This window comes from Neolewinella agarilytica, from assembly GCF_900110645.1.
GTDB classification, from domain to species: Bacteria; Bacteroidota; Bacteroidia; order Chitinophagales; family Saprospiraceae; genus Neolewinella; species Neolewinella agarilytica.
The window spans coordinates 21,751-37,393 of record NZ_FOFB01000024.1 but is presented as its reverse complement, the minus strand read 5'-3'; the positions used below and the strand labels follow the sequence as shown (position 1 = coordinate 37,393).

Annotated in this window: 10 protein-coding genes; 5 read left to right on the top strand and 5 right to left on the bottom strand. The window is 50.7% G+C overall.

All coding sequences use genetic code 11. The features are described 5' to 3' along the window. Nucleotides 1–154: 154 nt before the first annotated feature. Complete coding sequence (locus BM123_RS18460; protein WP_090171615.1) at nucleotides 155–1,873, top strand: PKD domain-containing protein; 1,719 nt, start codon at nucleotides 155–157, stop codon at nucleotides 1,871–1,873. 374 nt (nucleotides 1,874–2,247) lie between these two features. On the opposite strand, the gene BM123_RS18455 is transcribed toward BM123_RS18460, so the two are convergent. Further along, nucleotides 2,248–4,743: a transglycosylase domain-containing protein gene (locus BM123_RS18455; RefSeq protein WP_090171614.1), complete on the bottom strand. Its 2,496-nt coding sequence runs from the start codon at nucleotides 4,741–4,743 to the stop codon at nucleotides 2,248–2,250. A gap of 223 nt (nucleotides 4,744–4,966) precedes the next feature. Here BM123_RS18455 and BM123_RS18450 point away from each other — a divergent pair, with 223 nt between their 5' ends. Beyond that, the gene (locus tag BM123_RS18450; protein WP_090171612.1) at nucleotides 4,967–6,607 is read left to right on the top strand and encodes a MutS-related protein; all 1,641 of its coding nucleotides are present in this window, start codon (nucleotides 4,967–4,969) and stop codon (nucleotides 6,605–6,607) included. A gap of 862 nt (nucleotides 6,608–7,469) precedes the next feature. After that, nucleotides 7,470–8,633 (top strand): 6-bladed beta-propeller, encoded by a 1,164-nt coding sequence (locus BM123_RS18445; RefSeq protein WP_090171610.1) that lies wholly within the window; start codon nucleotides 7,470–7,472, stop codon nucleotides 8,631–8,633. A gap of 120 nt (nucleotides 8,634–8,753) precedes the next feature. Here the strand turns inward: BM123_RS18445 and BM123_RS18440 are convergent, their stop codons facing one another. The 3 genes from BM123_RS18440 to BM123_RS18430 all read right to left on the bottom strand — a co-directional run bounded on the left by BM123_RS18440 (nucleotide 8,754) and on the right by BM123_RS18430 (nucleotide 11,207). Continuing rightward, the gene (locus BM123_RS18440; protein ID WP_090171608.1) at nucleotides 8,754–9,398 is read right to left on the bottom strand and encodes an NUDIX hydrolase; all 645 of its coding nucleotides are present in this window, start codon (nucleotides 9,396–9,398) and stop codon (nucleotides 8,754–8,756) included. 5 nt (nucleotides 9,399–9,403) lie between these two features. Next, nucleotides 9,404–10,192: a uroporphyrinogen-III synthase gene (locus BM123_RS18435; protein WP_090171721.1), complete on the bottom strand. Its 789-nt coding sequence runs from the start codon at nucleotides 10,190–10,192 to the stop codon at nucleotides 9,404–9,406. Nucleotides 10,193–10,268: 76 nt separating this feature from the next. Then, the gene (locus tag BM123_RS18430) at nucleotides 10,269–11,207 is read right to left on the bottom strand and encodes a DUF4271 domain-containing protein (RefSeq protein WP_090171606.1); all 939 of its coding nucleotides are present in this window, start codon (nucleotides 11,205–11,207) and stop codon (nucleotides 10,269–10,271) included. Nucleotides 11,208–11,551: 344 nt separating this feature from the next. Between BM123_RS18430 and BM123_RS18425 the strand changes: the two genes are divergently transcribed. Together BM123_RS18425 and BM123_RS18420 are read left to right on the top strand one after the other, a co-directional pair. Continuing rightward, complete coding sequence (locus BM123_RS18425; RefSeq protein WP_090171604.1) at nucleotides 11,552–12,871, top strand: sensor histidine kinase; 1,320 nt, start codon at nucleotides 11,552–11,554, stop codon at nucleotides 12,869–12,871. Beyond that, on the top strand, nucleotides 12,868–13,572 hold the full coding sequence (locus tag BM123_RS18420; RefSeq protein ID WP_090171602.1) for a response regulator transcription factor: 705 nt from the start codon (nucleotides 12,868–12,870) through the stop codon (nucleotides 13,570–13,572). Before BM123_RS18425 ends, BM123_RS18420 begins: the two co-directional genes overlap by 4 nt. A gap of 136 nt (nucleotides 13,573–13,708) precedes the next feature. On the opposite strand, the gene thrS is transcribed toward BM123_RS18420, so the two are convergent. After that, the gene (gene thrS / locus BM123_RS18415) at nucleotides 13,709–15,631 is read right to left on the bottom strand and encodes a threonine--tRNA ligase (protein ID WP_090171600.1); all 1,923 of its coding nucleotides are present in this window, start codon (nucleotides 15,629–15,631) and stop codon (nucleotides 13,709–13,711) included. Between the last annotated feature and the right edge of the window lie 12 nt (nucleotides 15,632–15,643).

The following is a 15,643-nucleotide window of genomic DNA, read 5'->3' as shown; positions in this document are numbered from 1 at the left end:
GCGGGCTTCGCGTTCCAGTTGCCGGGCGATGCGTTCGGCGTATATTGAGTAAAAGTCCAACCAATAGAGCGAAATATTAGTAATACGAATTGTTGTAAAGTAGAATGCTACGGGGCTAGCTTTTCATCAAGTTAGCCTCATTTAAAACATATCAATGCTGAAATATTTATCCTTGTTCCTTTTCCTCTGTCTAAGCACAAGCCTCTCAGCCCAATTCTATGATAATCACTGGATGGTAGGATATGCAGGTGGGAATGCATCACCACCTGATGACTCCTTTGGTGTTTCAATCTTGAGTTTTTTTGACGCTGAGTTGAATATAGAGAATAATCAAGAAATTGATTTAGACTTTGATGGGAGCGGAAATAGTCTTTCGGACTTTAATGGAAACTTAGTCCTATATTCTAATAATCTAGAGGTAAGAAATAGGTATGATCAATTAATTGTTAACGGTTTTTTTGAACAGAATGGTGATTCAGAAAAGATACTTCCCCAGTCTTTTGTTTATCTACCTTTTAATTTAGTAGACGTGGTGCATTGTGTTCAGACAACCTATTCAAGAGGATTTCCTCAACTAGGTCAAGAACTTTCCTCTTCTCTTATTAATACTAATGGAACTATAGGTATTTACGAAAAGATAGAAAACATCACTCCGGATTCCCTTTCCACAGGGGAAATGACGTCTTGCAGACATGCAAACGGACGAGACTGGTGGGTATTGGGGGCTGTCGCTAACAAGCCTATTGTCTATTCTGTATTGCTCAATCCAGATGGCGCAACATTAGTCGATACAATAGATGTTGATTATGATTTAAGAAGTGGGCTTGGGCAGTCAGTTTTCTCTCCTGACGGCAAACACTTCATTCGGGTTAATTTAGTTGGGGGGGCTGATGGTCCAGACTATTTAGATGTTTTTGATTTTGATCGTCTTACCGGAAAGCTTTCCAATCACAGGCAAAAAACAATTGGTAAAAATGCAAGCGCTGGGGGAGCGGCCATCTCCCCTTCTTCACAGTTTCTATATGTTACTCATACTAATTATGTTTACCAATATGATCTGTGGGCTGAAGATGTTTTTGCAACAGAAGATACGGTAGCTATTTATGACGGTTATAGAGAATTAGATTTTTTTAGGACTCGTTTCTATCTTGCACAATTAGCTCCAGATGGAAAAATATATATAAACAGTCCTACAAGTGTCACAACACTCCACGTCATTGAATCTCCTGATAAAAAGGGGGGGGCTTGTGATGTTCGACAACATTCCATTCAGTTACCTAATTGGAATATTGCCACCCTAGCCAACCACCCCAACTACCGCCTCGGCCCCATCGACGGTAGCCCGGCTGATACCCTCGGCATCGACAATCTCCCCCGGGCCTATTACCGCATCGATAGAAACGCGGAAGACACACTGAATTTTCACTTTCAGGACTTGAGCTTTTATGAGGCGGGGAATTGGTCCTGGACCTTTGGGGATGGTGGCAGCAGCAGCGACCGCCACCCCGACCATACATACGCTGGCCCTGGCATCTACGAAGTCTGCCTGACGGTAAGTAATGCGCTGGGAAGTGATACGCACTGCCGGACGATAGAATTGGGTACCGTCAGCTCCGATGATCCTGCGCCGCTGCATTTTTCCACCTTCCCGAACCCCGTGCAGGATGTACTGGTGTTCGACCTGGGGGATTATCTGCCGCTCAATGGTCAGTTCAAGCTTTATGATGCCGTTGGTCGGGAGGTATTTACGCAGCAAGTACTCTACCGTCAGGCACGTTTTAACCTGAGTCATTTAAAAGCAGGCGTTTACTTTTACAGTTTCTGGGATCAGGGGCGGGAGATTGGGCGAGGGAAGGTGGTGCGGGGGGAGTAGAATTTCCCCCTTGTGAACCGACCTCAAAACATAAGTTTCCGAAGACGCTCAGGTCGATGGGCTCCCTTCGCGCCTCCGGCCCTCCGGTCGGCCATCGCTACGATAGACGTCCTTCCAGGACTAGAATGGAGAAAGAAGCCCTTTTCCACTCTGTTTAGACTACTCCAACCGCCCTCATCATATACTGAAGTTTAAACCGAAGGGTCACCCCTCTCCAGCGACGGTAGGAGCGGTACGGAGAGGGGACGGGGGAGAGGTTTACTACCACTTCTGGAACCAAGGGACGGAAGAGTACGTGGAGGAGCACTTTACAAAAACTCCCCCTCCCAACCGAAGCGCAATTACTATCGCTCGCCGCCAGAGACAACTTCGCCCTACTCCCCTCCATCCTTCTTCCCAAACAAAGTCTTCGCCCAAAAGGCCTTTCGTTCCTCCCGCCGCTCGTCTTTGCGGGCTTCGCGTTCCAGCTGCCGGGCGATGCGTTCGGCATACTGTGCCGGGCTTTCATTGTGCCGGCGGCGCTTGCGGGCCATCATCTGCTCGATGTCCTGGGCGGGGAAACGCTGCAGGCGGGTAGCGATATCGTCTACCGGCATAAACTCTTCGGGGTCGCGGTAGATCGGAAGCTCATCGAGATAATCCGGGCATTCCAGCAGGGCCGTTGTCATTTCATCCAGCGGCGGGAAGCCGCCGCCTTTATAGTAGCTGATGCCCCTGGTGCGCTGCACTTTGCGTAAGAAGGTTCCCCACACCGGCAGGGCGGTCTTCGTCGCGGAGCCCCGGCTCAGGGTCCGGAAATGAACGGCCGGATACTCGGCGCCCACCCAGGTGCTCACCACCAATTTTGGGGTGTAACCGACGAACCATCCGTCGGACTGATCCTGCGTCGTGCCCGTCTTCCCGGCCAGCGGACCGCTGATGCCGTAGGTGCTGCGCAGGCGTGCCCCCGTGCCGCTGTTCACTACGCCGCTCATCAGGTAGGTCGCGATGGCTGCCGTGGTATCACTCATCACTGTCTTCGTCTCCTTCGGCCGGGCGAAGCTGACGATGAGCTCTCCGTCTGCGGTCTCAATCTTATCCAGAAAGTGAATCCCCAACGGCCGTCGGCCCCGGTTAGCAAAACCGCTGTACACCAGGTTCATCTCCGGCAGCGTAGCCTCTACCGTACCGAGCGCGACACTGGGGATGGCCTCCACCTTTCCGGTGATGCCCATTTCGTGAATCTCGTTCACCACCCGTTGCAGTCCGCTTCTGACCGCCAGATTTACCGCTACGGTATTGATGGATTTGGCCAGTCCGCCACGCATGGAGTAGGCACCTTCATAGTCGCCGTTCGGATTCCGGGGGTTATAATCTTTAAAGTCTTCGATCGTAAACTGCTGCGCTGGTGTATACTCACAGGGGCGCATACCTTCCTGCAGGGCCGTGGCGTAGATCACGGGCTTAATCGTGGAGCCCACCTGCCGGCGGGCGGTCACGTGGTCGTACTGCACAAAGCGATAATCAACGCCGCCCACCCAGGCGCGGACCGTTCCGTTGCGCGGGTCGGTGGCCAGCAAGCCGGCGTTGAGCAGCGTGAAATAGTGGCGCAGGCTGTCAATCGGCCGCATCAGGGTGTCTACCGGCCCAGCTGTTTTCCAGTCGTAGATCGTCATCTGCCGGGGCTGTTTCATCAGCTCCATGATCTGCTCCCTGCTTTTCCCGGCATCGGCATAGGCCTGATAGCGGGGTGATTTTTCTACTGTTTTCAGGAAGGCCGCTTCCCAGGGCGCTTTCCTGCCACCGCTCCAATCCCGCGCCAGGGCTGCCTGGATGTTTGGCATGGTTTCCAGCACGGCCTCCTCGGCCAGTCGTTGCAGAACGCTGTTGATGCTTACGTGGATCCTCAGTCCGTCCCGATCAATATCGTAGGGGCGCCGGTCGGGGTGCGTCTTCCCCGCCAGGGCATGCTCTACTTCCTTGCGGAGCATCCGGCGGAAGTGAGCCGCACTGCCCACTTTATTATTCTCCCGGCGATACTTTATTTCCAGGGGTAAGGCGGAGAGGCTATCCACTTTTTCCTGGCTCATTACACCGTTTTTCACCATTTGGTCCAGCACCACGTTACGGCGGCCGGTGCTGGCCTCCGGGTGGTTGCGGGGGTTGTAGTTGCGGGTGGATTTGAGCAGGCCGACCAGCACGGCGGCCTCTTCGGCCCGCAGCTCGCTGGCGGACTTACTGAAAAAGCGGTTGGAAGCCACCTCAATGCCGAAGGCTAATTCGCCAAAAGGAACGGTGTTCAGGTACAGCGCCAGCAACTCCTGTTTGTTGTAGACTTCCTCCAGGCGGCTGGCGATGATCATCTCCCGGAACTTCGTCTTCAGCATATCCTGACCGCTGACTCTGGGGTACAATTGCTTAGCCAGTTGCTGGCTGATGGTGGATCCGCCGCCGCTCTTCGTATCGCCCAAAAGCTTGGTTTTGACCGCTACCCGGAGCAGGGCCCGCAGATCAATGCCCTGGTGCTCAAAAAAGCGGCTGTCTTCGGTAGCAATCAGGGCTTCGGTCACGTAGGGAGATATTTCTTCGAGTGGGACGCTGATGCGGTTTTCACGAAAATACTTCCCGATCAACTGCCCATCTTCACTGATAACGGAGCTGGCCTCCGCGTTTTCCACCAGGGCGAGTTCTGCCTTTTCCGGCAGATGACCGTAGGCACCGCTCATCGTGCGGACAAACAGGAAGGTAAAGTACAGGGTCAGCAGCAGCAGGGGCAGGGCTACTCCCAAAAACAAGAGTTTCAGGGGTGGTTGACTCCGGAGATAGTCCCAGCCTTTTTTCCCCAGCTGGATGGCCCGGGCTTTGAGGGTATGTAAAAAGTGTTTATCCATGAATGCCCGTTGAGGGTTCGGTAGTAATAAACGTTTTTTTTGGGGATTAGATTTTATCTAACTGCTGAACGAACGCGTACTCATACGGAAGTACATTGGGGCGCGGCCGCAGGATGCAAAGGTCTGAATAATAAAAGCAAGGTTTCCACTCCGTTGGTCCCTCAGGCTTCTCTTTTCGTAGAATAAGATTGTTTCTTAATCCGGATCCTCCGTTTTTAATCAAATGTGGAAAAAGATCAAAGCCATATTCCTGACCGGCAAGCACGCCCGGGAAAAGAAAATTCTGGACGCCTGGGGCCAACGCAAGACACGAAACTACTCTCTTTACTACGAGAAGTTATTCTTCGATTACCAGCAACATGACTATTTCATCGACCAGCAAAGTCATGATGACCTCGACTTTGAAAAATTCTTCACTTTCCTTGATCGAACCACTTCTCATATTGGGCAGCAGTGCCTGTACAACGAACTCCGTAGTGGGCAGAAAAGCCCGGCAGATTTACAAGAATTAGAACGACGCATTCAGGCTTTATCCCAGAGAGAAAATGACGCTCTGATTCTGAAACTACATGCCCTTCGTTCCAACGACGATTATTTATTTCCACACATCATTCACGGTCAATATCCTGAGGCATCCCGTTTTTTGCCATGGATAAAGGGCCTGCAACTGCTTTCCTTTTCGCTGCTGCTCTTCGGCACTCTTTATCCCGTTTTATACATCTTTTTCGTGCCCATCATGGCCGTCAACCTTTTTATCCATTATCGTCACAAAGCTAATGTAGGCTACTACGCTAATATGCTGTCAAGCCTGAAAAAACTCCACAGTGTAGCTAAAAAGATATCACCAAATTTAGACTATCTGAGTGAGGCTGAGCAGACAACCATCAAGAAGGATCTCAAAAAGATAGCCTCAATGCTCAACCGACTGAGCATCCTTAAAACAGAGAAGCTCTTCAAGGGTGAAATCAGTAGTGGCTTTTGGTATTTGGCCGAAGTCGCCAAGTTTATGACCTTACTCGACGTGACCATCTTTGAATCCCTGATCAAATCCGTTCGAAAGGAAAAAAAGGCCATTTCGTCCATTTACCAACTCATCGGCGAGGCTGACGTAGCGCTCTCCGTTCTCGCCCTTCGTCAGAACCTTCCTTTTCACTGTCAGCCGGTATTTTCAACTGATCCTAGATTAGACGTCAAATCCCTCTACCATCCACTATTGGAAGCAGCAGTTCCTAATGACCTACACCTTGAAGAGGAAAATCTGCTCATCACGGGCTCGAATATGTCCGGCAAGTCTACGTTCATCAAGGCCATTAACCTGAACGCCATTAGTGCTCAGGTACTCAATACTGCCTTTGCCGATACTTACCGGTCTACCGTTTGGCGCTTCGCCACTTCCGTTAACCTCGAAGATGATCTGGAAAGCGGTAGCAGTTACTATCTGAGCGAAGTGGATCGTATTGGTGAAATTATCCAGTATGCCAAGGAGGAAAAACCACATCTCATCACCATTGATGAGATCTTTAAAGGCACCAACACCATCGAAAGGGTAGCCTCCGCCGCGGCCGTCCTGGGTTACCTGGCAGGCACGGCAGCGCTGGTCATTGTGAGTACGCACGACCTGGAATTGGCAGAATTACTCACCAGCGGTTTCGCCCTCTATCATTTTCAGGAAAAGGTCAGAGATGCCGACCTGTCATTTGACTACAAAATCAAGCCCGGTGTCATGACGGAACGGAACGCCATCAAAGTGCTCTCCCTTGCAGGTTATCCACCCGAAGTGGTGGAAAAGGCCAAAAACCTGGCCCAAATAGCCTACGAGACTACTTCAACAGCGCCACCAACTCCCCCACCATCATTGAGGTAGCGCCCCAGATTTCTTCTCCATCTCCTACGGACCAGAAGGGAACCTCCTTCAAGGTCATCCCGCTGCTCAGTTTTGGGGCGCGGCCGCAGGATGCAGAGAAAGGCTAAAAGAGCGATGGATCACGACGGGGCCGTTCATCCCCCCCCTGTTTTCAGTTCGTAGAAAAAGCTTGTGCCCCTATCTGCTTGACTACAAGCAACTACTGTTTGATTACCTGAAACATGATCACTTCATTGATCAGTAAAGGTACCACCTCCAAAAAAGCAGCAATTTCAAGAGTGGCTGGCTGCAGAGGTAGCTTCAGCCCCATTCCCCCAGCTTGATGGCCCGGTCCTTGATCGTGTGTAAAAAGTTTGCATCCATGAATGCCCGTTGTGTTTCATTAGTAATAACCACATTAAGAAGAAAATCAGATTAGGTTTTATAGTGCATTCTTTTTTAAAAAAAACACGCTATTACTTGCAAACACTATTATATATATTTGTTTTAACCTAAAAAATATTATTATTTGGTTGATGATTGGTAAAACAATCGAAACCTTTCACTTATTAACTTATTTCGTATGATTTCATTGAAAAAGCTGAGTAAAAAACTCTTTTGCTCTTTCCTGACTATTGCTATGTTTGTGTTACCAACTCATGACATCTTAGCAGGTGACTGCACTCAATCTTCCGTACCTTGTAGTGAAGGTATTGGGGTCCGTATTATTTGCGGAGGTCCCGTTACAAACACAACCTGTTATGCAGGAGGCTGCGGTGCACCCGTTGTAATTGTGCAATGCACGAATACTCCCGGCAGAAAAGAGCTATAGTACGATTAACCATAAAATGGCCGAGCGAATGTTCGGCCATAAATTACGTATATGTCATTAAAAAATTGGTATTCCCTTTGCTTTGTCTTGTTTTTAGTCTCTTGCAAAGATGATTCTCTAATGGAGTTACCCAGGGTCATTGTAAATCCTAACCCTAACTATAATATCGAAGAATTTCCAGATAATTTTTCCAGCAAGACCATCAGGTTAGTGGCTTCTGAAGCATTGAAAATACCCGGATTCGTGCGTAATTTCGAAATCATTGATAGCAATCTCATGCTTGTACACCCTCACCCTGGTGGAATAATTAATTTGGTCAAATTTGATGGTACAGTTAGTTGGTCAAAACAACAGAATGAGCACCCTTTTCAGAGCTATTCTGGAATAGGAAAAGTAGTTGTTGATCACGTTGATGAGTCCATATTCGTATACGACTTTAGAGAAACTAAGAGAGTTAAATATGACTATGCTGGTAGTTTTATTAAAAGTAGACCATTACCCATAGTTCATGGTGATGTTGAACACTTTGACGGCGCTGCCTTTTTCAATATAGAGGGTTATCCAAACCTAGCAGTTGGAGACTTAGCCGATCAAAAAATCGAAATTTTGAAAATGGATGATTCTATCGCTAATAGCAGTGTCATCTCTTATTCTTATTCCTACAAAGAAGGCGAAGTGCCATACTATGATAACAACGACTTCGTAGTTGATGGTAATAAATTGTACTTTTCGCGTAATTATGACGACACACTATTTGTCGTAACCGGGAATAAACTTGAACCTTCCATAATTTGCGGAGTTTTCGACCAAGCAAGAATTGAAGAACTAAGAGCCTCTAGTAGTGGAAATGCTTACGGAGCTCTACAGAATGCTTACAATCAAAACATCCCAGTTACATCTTACGTTGCACCTTCCAGTAATTTCATCTACGTTGGCTACGTTAATAATTTAACAGAGTACTTTGCCATAGTAAAGGATAATAAAGTTCTAACAAACTCTAACCTGTACGAAATAGATGGAAAATATATTTTTGGTAGAATAGACTACCGCAATGGCTGGTTACTGAACCAAATGCGCGGTGCTGAGTATGATTTTTTACAAAAGTATATGCTTGAAAACCCCACAGCGACATACTCCCAGGCGAAAGAAGCTTTAAGCACGGTATACCAATCTAGTGACCTTGAGTATGTTTACACATTGATTCGGAAGCGCTAAAAGATATAAATCTAGGTGTGATAACTGAGCTCAATTCTATCGTTTGTCTCAACTGGCTGGTTATCCAATGGTAATTGTAGGCGAAGACAAACTGTAAGAATCTCAGGTAGTTTCAATCCATTATTCCCGCAACAGCGCCACCAACTCCCCCACCATCATTGAGGTAGCGCCCCAGATTTCTTCTCCATCTCCTACGGACCAGAAGGGAACCTCCTTCAAGGTCATCCCGCTGCTCAGTTTTCGGTCACCCACTTTGCGGGCCTCCGGCCCGAGGAAGTCCGCCAGCGGTATCTCCAACACCCGTGCCACTTCGCTCTCCTGCAAGATGAAGTCCGGGCGTTCCGCCCGGTAGCCCACGAAGGGATCCACCAGGAAATTACTCACCGGAATGTAGAGCGGGGTAAGCGCTCCGAGCAGTTCGATGCTTTGCCGGGGGATGCCGACCTCTTCTTCCGTTTCCCGCAGGGCGGTGGCGGCGGCATCAGCGTCCGCTGCTTCGGCGGAGCCACCGGGAAAGGAGATTTGCCCGGCATGGCGATCTCCCGGAGGGCTCGTTCTTTGGATGAAGAGCAAGTGTAACAAGCCATCGATGGGGTAGAGCAAGGCCAAAACGGACGCCCGCCGTGCGGTAGCAGGTGGCGTCAGGGGGGTTCCCCGCAGAGGAGGTGACATACTGTTCTGAGCCGATGACCCCGGTAAAGGATGATCCGTCAGTCGCTGCCGCAGCTGTTCAAGAAGTTGAGTCTCAGATTGAGCTAAGGCCATCCGGTTTATTCCTTCAGGTTGCTCTTTTTGAGGTAGTTGTCCAGTGCCATTTCCATACTTGGCACTTTGGGTGGTTCGGGGGCGATGTTGACGGTCAGTCCATGCTCTTCGCAGGCTTTGGTCGTTTTACGGCCGGCCACCGCCAGGCGGGTTTCCAACTGTTTAAAGGTCGGGAAGTTTTCGTAGAGCGAATCGATTCCCAGTGGGCTGTAGAAAATGAGCACGTCGTAGAATACGTCCTCCAGGTCACTGAGGTCGGCGGAGACCGTTCGGTACATTAGTGCCGGTGTCCAGTCAAATTCGTTATCGGTCAGGTACTTGCTCACAAACTCGGAGCCAAGGTTACTGGTAGGCAGCAGGAACTTCTCCTTACTGCGATGCTTCTTCAGCGTTGGCGCCAGATCCTGAATGGTGCGCTGACCAAAAAAGACCTTCCGTTTGCGGTAAACGATAAACTTCTGCAAGTAGTTGGCGATCGCCTCCGTCATGCAGTAGTACTTCGTGTCCTGGTGCATCTCGATGCGCATAGCTTTGCAGATCCGGAAGAAATGCTCAATGGCCAGCTTGGAGGTAAAAATGATGGCTGAGTACTCATCAGGGCGAATCCGCTCTTTGCGAAATTCCTTTTCTGTGAGGCCTTTAACTTCAATGAATGGCCGCCAGTCAATTTGGAGATTATACTTCTTTTCCAGGCGGGCAAACGGACTTCGCTCCGGCTGAGGCTGGGAGACTAGAATGGTCCGTACTGGTTTAAAAGTTTCTTGTTTGTTCTCTTGCTTAGCAGCCGTGCTCATATGTTCGTCACTCTTGCAGAATTCAAAAAAAGCCGTTTTTACTACTAACAAAACGTAAAATCAAGGAATTAGCATTTTAGGCTAATGTGTCGCTTAAGTAACGGTAAATCAGTAGTAAAGGGGCCAATTCAATGGCACAAATATACAACAAAAAATGCACGGGTCTTCTGATGGCCAGGTGACCAGCAATGAAGCCCCCTCTGACGATATGCAGCAGGTATACGCCCAAAAAAACGAACAGGCCGGAATACAGGAAGAAATAGCGCCATTCTTCCGGTGCATAACTGACCAATAAATTGACCGGAACGATGAAAATACCCGCCAGAATAGAGAAGACCATTAAAACGAATGCATAGCGGCTCACCTCCTTTCTCACCGGAAATAAGCGGGCATAGGCCCAAAGAACCCAGTGTTTAAGGCCAACGGCACCCGCAACCAACAAGGTGTAAGAAAGCCAACTGGGGATAATACCCTGATTGAGGCTCACATTATGTGCGACGGCAAAGAGGTAGATATAAAAGCCTGCCGCCAGATAGAAAAAGCAGTAAAAAAACCAGAGTGCGCTCAACTGATTGCCTGACCGATGGGTGTACAGCTGGTTCATCACCCCATCGTTGATGGTGCTGCGCAGGCATTGCCGGAGCAGATCCCCGAACAGTAACCAGAGGCTGGCCATCGCTAACAGGAGGAAGAGGTGAATGGCAAGTAGGCTGCCTTTGCCCTTGTTGGGGTCGGTGGACTGAATAACAATTGGCCCTCTTGATTTGGCGGTAGCAGAAGCTGCGGGCGGAGCACTTATTTGGGCGCTCCCCGCAGGTGCCGGGGAAGTTGCCGGAGCAGTGGAGAACTCGCCCGCCGGGCGAATGTCGAAGGGCGAGTAAGTTTTGCCCGCTGCGGCTGCGGCAGCGTGTTGAGCGGGCAGCCGGGAGGTAATCTCAAAGGGGTTGCTGCGGTCCTGCGCGGGCAGGGCCGTGATGGTAACTAACAGCAAAACCAACGTAATGAGGTAACGCAAAAGCTATTTCGATTCCAGGCAGGTTAAAAACGTACACAAGATAAGCGAAATCTCCGGTTGAAGAGCTCCGCTCTGAAAACACCTGTGTATCACCAAATGAGTACTTGGTTACATCCTGATTCTCATGGCTTGTTTGGAGGATAGCTGCTGCGCAGCATTCTTTCGGAGCAGAGCTCTCCAACCAGGGCGCTGCTCTAAAAGTCCCCCCCCTGCACCTGCGCGCCGTCGCCCCATTCTGCTTCCTGCTGCGCAACGCCACCGGCGGTTAATACGTTGTTAATGAAGTAAAAAGCCGTGGCGGAGTACCGCTGGCTACCGAATTTGCCAAACGAACGTATCCGCTGATGCACCAAACCGTTATTCGTCGCGTCATTTTTCTCGGTCTCGTTGCCATCATCGGCATCGTAGGGATGCAGACCTATTGGGTCACGACGACCTGGAACCTGAACGACACCGAGTTTAGGAATAAGGCCAAGCTTGCGCTGGTAAATGTGGCCCGTAAGCTGGCCGCCGAAAACGAAAGTACGCTACCTAACGACGACATCATCCGGCCGCAATCCAACAACTACTTCATTGTCAATATTGAGAGTGAAATCGATGCACTTCGGCTGGAAACGCTCATCCAGCAAGAACTGATCCGCCTGGGGATGGACCTCCCTTTCGAGTACGCCATTTTTGATTGTACTTCCGATCAGATGGCCTACGGTGGCTACTGCCAGGCCACCAGTGAGGAAATTGAACCGGAGAAGCTGGAAGACGAGGAAAGTTATCTGGCCCCCGACCATAACCTTCTCTACTACTTCGGTATAAAATTCCCGACCCGCACCGGATACATCTGGCAAAAAATGCAACTGGTCGTTTTTCTGTCGGTGATTTTGCTGCTGACCATCGCGTTCTTCATTTACTCCATCATCGTTATCCTTAAGCAGCGGCGATTAGCCACAATGCAGAAGGATTTCATCGATAACATGACGCATGAGTTCAAGACGCCGCTGAGCACCATCCGGATTGCCGCCAGTGTTTTTCAACGTGATGAATACATAGCGGCGGATAGCCGGCTGAGCCGCTACGCCCAACTGATCCACCAGCAATACGAACGACTGAATAACCAGGTGGAAAAGGTGCTGCAAATCTCCCGTATCGAAAAAGGAAACTTTGAGATCAAGAAGGAAAAAATTGACCTGAAGGCTCTGCTGCCACAGCTCATCAACAGCGTTCGCGCCCGGACGGACGAACTGGCCGGTGAACTGGACACTCATTTCTCCGACGGCCCCATGCCCGTGCTGGCTGACCCGCTACACCTGTCAAACATCATTCACAACCTGCTGGATAATGCCGTAAAGTATGGCGGTAACCCGCCAAAGATCGAGATATCCGCCCGCCGCTCGAAGGGGCAGTTGATTCTGGCCGTGACGGATCATGGCCCGGGTATTCCGCCAGAGCTTCATGAGCGGCTCTTTGAAAAATTCTACCGTATCCCAACGGGAGACGTTCACGACGTAAAGGGTTTTGGACTCGGTCTTTTCTACGTTAAGCAGATTTGCCGGGCACATGGCTGGACAATCCGCCTTAACAGCCAACCCGATAAAGGGACAACCTTCCTGATCCAAATACCGCTACTTTCTACTTCCAGCCTGCCTGCCCCCCAACTAATCACCACATGAGTAAAGCCAACCTTCTGTACGTTGAAGACGACGAGAGCCTTAGTTTCGTTACCCGGGACAATCTGGAATTAAGCGACTTCGCCGTAACGCACTGCCCCGACGGCCCCGCCGCCCTGGAGCTCATTCAGGGAGCTAACTTCGATTTTGACCTTTGCTTGCTGGATGTCATGCTACCGGGCATAGATGGATTCGAACTCGCCCGCTGCATCCGGGAAAAAAATCAGGATGTACCCATCCTTTTTCTGACGGCTAAGAGCCTGAAGGAAGATCGCCTGCAAGGTCTCCGCCTGGGTGCGGATGACTACATCACGAAGCCCTTCAGCATTGAGGAACTCATTCTGAAAATTGAGGTTTTCCTGCGGCGCAACCGCGTCCGGCCAGCCACACCGGCCTTCGACCCTCGCCGTATCGGAGACTATCTCTTTGAGATCGACAAACTACAGCTTCAGCACAAAACAGAGCCCGCCCGCCGGCTTACCCGCCGCGAAGCCGAGTTACTCCAGTATCTGAGTACCCGCCGCGACCAGGTAAGCGAACGCGGAGACATCCTGGAGAAAATCTGGGGCGAAAACGACTATTTCCTCGGCCGTAGCCTCGATGTTTTCATCAGCCGCCTACGGAAATACCTGAAAGAAGACCCCCGCATCAAGATCGAAAATATTCATGGGGTAGGGTTTTCGCTGACGGTGGGGGAAGGGTAGATTGGTCTTTTAGTCTGTTGGTTCGTTGGTCCTTTAGGGCTGCCGCACGTTACAGGCAGCAAGGCGAGGGAGTAATTACGCCTCCAATATGCGGTAGCTCCAAAATACCAACAGACCAACGAACTAACAGACTACCCTACAACTGTTCCCGGAAGAAGGCAACAAATTCCTCAACGGACATAGTTCCTTTATCTCCGTCACCCTGCACCCGGACGGCAACGCCACCACTTTCCACTTCTTTTTCACCTACGATGAGGAGGAAGGGAATACGCTTCAGTTCGTTGTCGCGGATCTTACGGCCGATCGTTTCGTTGCGGTCATCGACTATACCACGAATGTCATGGGTAGCGAGTTGCTGCATTACATTGGTAGAGTAGTCGTTGAACTTCTCACTGATGGGCAGGATGGCAAACTGCTCGGGCGCCAGCCAGAGCGGGAATTTACCGCCGGTGTGCTCAATCAGGATACTGGTAAAACGCTCCAGCGAACCGAAGGGCGCACGGTGAATCATCACCGGGCGGTGAGTAGCATTATCGCTGCCAATGTACTCCAGTTCAAAGCGTTCGGGCAGGTTATAATCTACCTGTACGGTACCAAGTTGCCACTGGCGGCCGAGGGCATCACGGACCATGAAGTCCAGCTTCGGGCCATAGAAAGCCGCTTCGCCGAAGGCCGTTACGGTATTCATATCAATCTCCTTGCAGGCATCAATGATGGACTGCTCAGCGATTTTCCAATTCTCTTCGGAGCCGATGTATTTTTCGGGAGTCTGCGGATCGCGGAGACTGATCTGAGCCGTCACGTCATCAAAGCCGATGAGGTTAAGGACTTCCTTGACGATGTCGACTACAGCGATGAACTCTCCCTTCACCTGTTCGGGCGTACAGAAGATGTGGGCATCGTCCTGCGTGAAGCCCCGCACCCGGCTCAGGCCATGTAATTCGCCAGTTTGCTCATAGCGGTAGACGGTGCCAAACTCCGCGAAGCGAATGGGCAGCTCCCGGTAACTCCGTGGGCGGAATTTGTACATCTCACAGTGATGGGGGCAGTTCATGGGCTTGAGCATGAACTCCTCATCTACGCGGGGCGTCTTGATGGGCTGGAAACTGTCTTCGCCGTACTTATCCCAGTGTCCACTGGTCACGTACAGATCTTTCTTACCGATGTGCGGCGTAGTTACCTGCTGGTAACCGGCGTTTTCCTGCTTTACTTTCAGGAAGTTGACCAGGCGTTCGCGCAGCTGGGTTCCTTTCGGCAACCACATCGGCAGGCCGGCTCCTACTTTTTCGGAGAACATGAACAGTTCGAGTTCCTTGCCCAGTTTTCGGTGGTCCCGCTTTTTGGCCTCCTCGATCATAGCGAGGTACTCTTTGAGCTCCTTCGCCTTCGGGAAAGAGATACCGCTGATGCGGGTCAGCTGCTTATTGCTTTCGTCTCCGCGCCAGAACGCACCGCCAATCTTGGTGAGTTTGATGGCTTTGATCAAACCGGTGTTCGGGATGTGTGGCCCACGGCAGAGGTCGGTAAACTCGCCCTGAGTGTAGAAGGTGATGGTGCCGTCTTCCAGATCTTCGAGCAGCTCCAGTTTGTACTCGTCTCCCTTTTCTTTGAAGTAGGCGATAGCATCTGCCTTGGAGACTTCCTTGCGGACGTACTCGTTTTTCTGCCGCGCCAGCTCCAGCATTTTAGCCTCGATGGCGGGGAAGTCGTCCGAACTGATCGTTGTTCCCTCCGGCGGTTCCACGTCGTAGAAGAAGCCGTCACGGCCGGCGGGGCCGTAGCCGAATTTGATTCCCGGGTACATGGCTTCCAGTGCCTCGGCCATCAGGTGTGCCGTAGAGTGCCAGAAGGTCTCCTTGCCGCCCTGGTCGCGCCAGGTGTGGAATACGATCGTGGCGTCTTCCTGAAGGGGCAGGTCACGATCGGTAAGTGTACCGTTTACGGTAGCAGAGAAAACGTTGCGGGCCAGGCCTTCGCTGATGCTATTGGCAATTTCGAAAGCAGTGGTTCCTGCTTCGTATTGACGGACGTTACCGTCGGGAAAACTGATATTGATCATTCGGGGTTGATT